The 3,250-nt window shown below is 57.5% G+C and carries 3 protein-coding genes; all 3 read left to right on the top strand.

The genetic code is table 11. The features are described from left to right. A partial coding sequence (locus EOA28_RS29950) for an aminotransferase class III-fold pyridoxal phosphate-dependent enzyme (protein WP_128315584.1) occupies window positions 1–706 on the top strand: 706 nt, incomplete at its 5' end. Window positions 707–1,344: 638 nt separating this feature from the next. Continuing rightward, window positions 1,345–2,820: an aspartate kinase gene (locus EOA28_RS29940; RefSeq protein ID WP_245501629.1), complete on the top strand. Its 1,476-nt coding sequence runs from the start codon at window positions 1,345–1,347 to the stop codon at window positions 2,818–2,820. Window positions 2,821–2,877: 57 nt separating this feature from the next. Further along, the coding region (locus EOA28_RS39670) for a hypothetical protein (protein ID WP_210214975.1) at window positions 2,878–3,250 on the top strand (373 nt) is incomplete at its 3' end.

The following is a 3,250-nucleotide window of genomic DNA, read 5'->3' as shown; positions in this document are numbered from 1 at the left end:
CTCCAGCGGTGTGGACGCCCCGGCTGCGGTGATTTTGGAGACAGTTCAGGGCGAAGGCGGCCTGAATGTCGCGGGCACGGAGTGGCTGCAAAAGGTGGCGGCCATCGCGCGCAGACACGGAGCTCTGCTGATCGTCGATGACATTCAGGCGGGCGTTGGCCGGACCGATGCATTCTTCAGCTTTGAAGCATCTGGGCTCCGTCCAGACATCGTCACAATGGCCAAATCGATATCGGGCTATGGTTTGCCTATGGCTGTTGTCCTCATTAATCGACTACTAGATGTTTGGCAGCCGGGAGAGCACACGGGCACATTCCGCGGCAACTGCCATGCTTTCGTCACGGCCCGGGCAGCCCTGGAGCACTTCTGGCGAACGGACAGTTTGGCAGCTTCCGTCAAGGAGAAAGGCAACCTGCTGAAGAGTCGCCTCGAGCAGATCGCGCGGAAGTATGACCCAAGTCGAGCATCAGCGAAGGGTCGGGGTATGATGCGGGGCATCGATCTGAAGTCCGGCGAGATTGCCAGTCGGGTCGTTAGGACCGCCTTTCAGACGGGCCTCATCGTCGAGGCCGCCGGTCCCAAAGACGAGGTCGTGAAATGCCTGCCGCCCCTTGTCATCGGGGAGAATCAACTGAGCCAAGGCCTCGACATCCTCGAGGGCGCTATCGACAGCGTGATCGGCAGCACGGTGAACAAGGCTGCGTGAGAGGTGAATCACGATCGTCAGGATTTCAATGAGGAGAAACTGACAGCCCGACGAGCTGGGGAAGCGTGCGGTTGCTTCTCAAGAACGATGGGACGTACATATCACAGGATCTATCCCGACGCCCGGCTCAAGATGCATTATCGGAACCACCTTGAGGCGGTCTACTGGATCTCAGGAACGGGCTCTATCGAGGCTTGCCAAGCGCATGAGGTCCATGTCGTGCGACCGGGCATCATTTAGGTGTTCGATAAATTGACGCCGACCTGCTGTGTGCCGAGACCGAATTGGTGTGGCCTACGTCTTTGTACCTCCGTTGGGGGGCCGCGAGGTGCATGATGAGACCGGCGCGTATCCTCTAGACTCTGAGGCGATCCGATGTCGCCACAGAGAAAGTTAGTGAGCGTCGACATTAAGAGTATTCGGCTCCTTCGCCTCTCCGCCGTCGCTCGTCATGTTCGAGGCCGTGGCTTCCCCTGCGCTATGCCATCCGCAGAGCAGGCGCAGGTTGGCAGCGCTGCGAGCTACGTCAGAAGGAGAAGAGCGTTTGGACGTGAGCGCATGCAAGACCTATTGACGGCGCGCTGGTGCCGCGCGGGTTGTCAACTAACCAAACCGACCTCGCCGAAAGGGATTTTGAGGTGAATCTCCTGCCTAACCGCGAGCCTAGCGCCCACACTGTCGAGAAGATCGGAGGCACGTCGATCTCCAACACCGCTGCCGTACTCAAGAACGTCCTAATTGGAGGACGCAAGGGCAGCGCACTCTACAACCGAATATTCGTCGTATCCGCTTACAGTGGAATGACCGATCTGCTCCTCGAGCACAAGAAAACAGGCAAGCCCGGCGCCTATGCGCGTTTTGCGGGCGACAGATCAACATCGGCTTTGGTCGAAGCGATCGCAGAGGTGCATCGTGAGATGACGAGGATCAATGCGGAAATCTTCGGCCGCTCGCCGGAAAGGCGCGTCGCCGATGATTTTGTTCGCGACCGCATCGAAGGAGTGCGCGGCTGCCTGTTGGACCTGCAGCGGCTTTGCTCAAATGGCCCCTTCAGGCTCGAAGAGCACTTGAATACCGTGCGCGAGGTTCTCGCCGCGCAGGGCGAAGCCCACAGTTCCCACAACACGGCACTGCTCCTCAGAACGCTTGGCGTGGAGGCGATCTTCGTTGACATGACGGGCTGGCGTGACGAAACTGAAATAAGCCTTGACGAGCGAATCGAGACGGCGCTATCCGCGATCGACCTCAGCAAGCAGCTGCCGATTATCACGGGCTACGGCCGATGCCGAGCTGGCCTAGTGCAGCTCTATGGCCGTGGCTACACCGAGTTTACATTCGCCCGGATCGCCGTACGCACAGGCGCCAAGGAGGCAATAATCCACAAGGAGTACCATCTTTCGACAGCCGACCCTAAGATTGTCGGCATTGAACGGGTCCGCCCCATCGGTCACACCAACTATGATGTCGCCGATCAGCTCTCTAATCTCGAAGTGGAGGCGATACATCCGGCTGCAGCCAAGGAGCTGTGCCATGCGAATATACCTCTGCGTTTCAAGAATACCTTCGAACCTGGGGACGAAGGAACCGTCATTTCGCGCGACTACGTCTCTGCCACACCGAAGGTAGAGATTATCACTGGCCTCAGAGGAGTGTATGCCTTAGAGTTTTTCGAGCAGGATATGGTAGGCGGGGACGACTATGATTCAGAGATACTCAAGAAGTTGAAATGCTATAATGTCCGCGTCGTCACGAAGGCATCAAACGCAAATACGATCACACATTATCTAGTCGCGGCACCCCACATAATCGCGCCCCTTGTCAAGGCTCTAGAGGAAAGCTTCCCTACGGCTGATATTGTTACAAAGAAGGTGAGCGTTGTCTCGGCCATCGGAAGCGACCTAAATCTCCACTACCTGGCGGCCACTGCTGTACAAGCGCTAGCAGATGCTTGCATAGAGGTCCTAGGCATCCACCAGCTCATGCGGAGCGTAGATATAATCTTCGTAGTTGATGAATCCCGCTTTGACGACGCTGTTAAGGCGCTTCACCGCGCTCTGATCGAAGATTCATGGCTGCCTCGTGCAGCGCAGCCTTCGTCCAGCGTGGAGCGCTAAGGCTGAACCGATGATTGACTTGCACAGCGTCACCACCGGCATCGTGGAACCTCGAGCATGTCGCAGACTCGGTTGCGCGAAATCGCCGTGACAGCTGGCATGGGCCTGATCGATCGCGGGATTGTCGTTTCCTACGAGAACATCTGGGGGGCGGAACGAGGCTCCACATCTAGCTGTATGCTTTTCAATTTGATGAAGACGCAAAATCCACCTGCACCTGCCGACATCTGCCCGACCAGCCCATCCTGTGCATCGTCCTCGATCGCATCCCGCGGCTTTTGTATCCCGACGGGGTGCCGTTCCAAAGAACAAGGCCGCCGACCACAAGCCCAAACCTCGCCTTACATCAAAGGCGCACCGCCGGCGCCCAGTTTGCGACCAAGCCGAAAGATCAACATCCTGATCGCTGGCCATCTCATCATTGGCAACG

The sequence above is a fragment of the Mesorhizobium sp. M2A.F.Ca.ET.067.02.1.1 genome (genome assembly GCF_004023285.1).
Lineage (GTDB): Bacteria > Pseudomonadota > Alphaproteobacteria > Rhizobiales > Rhizobiaceae > Mesorhizobium.
This window is presented reverse-complemented; position numbering and strand designations above follow the sequence as displayed.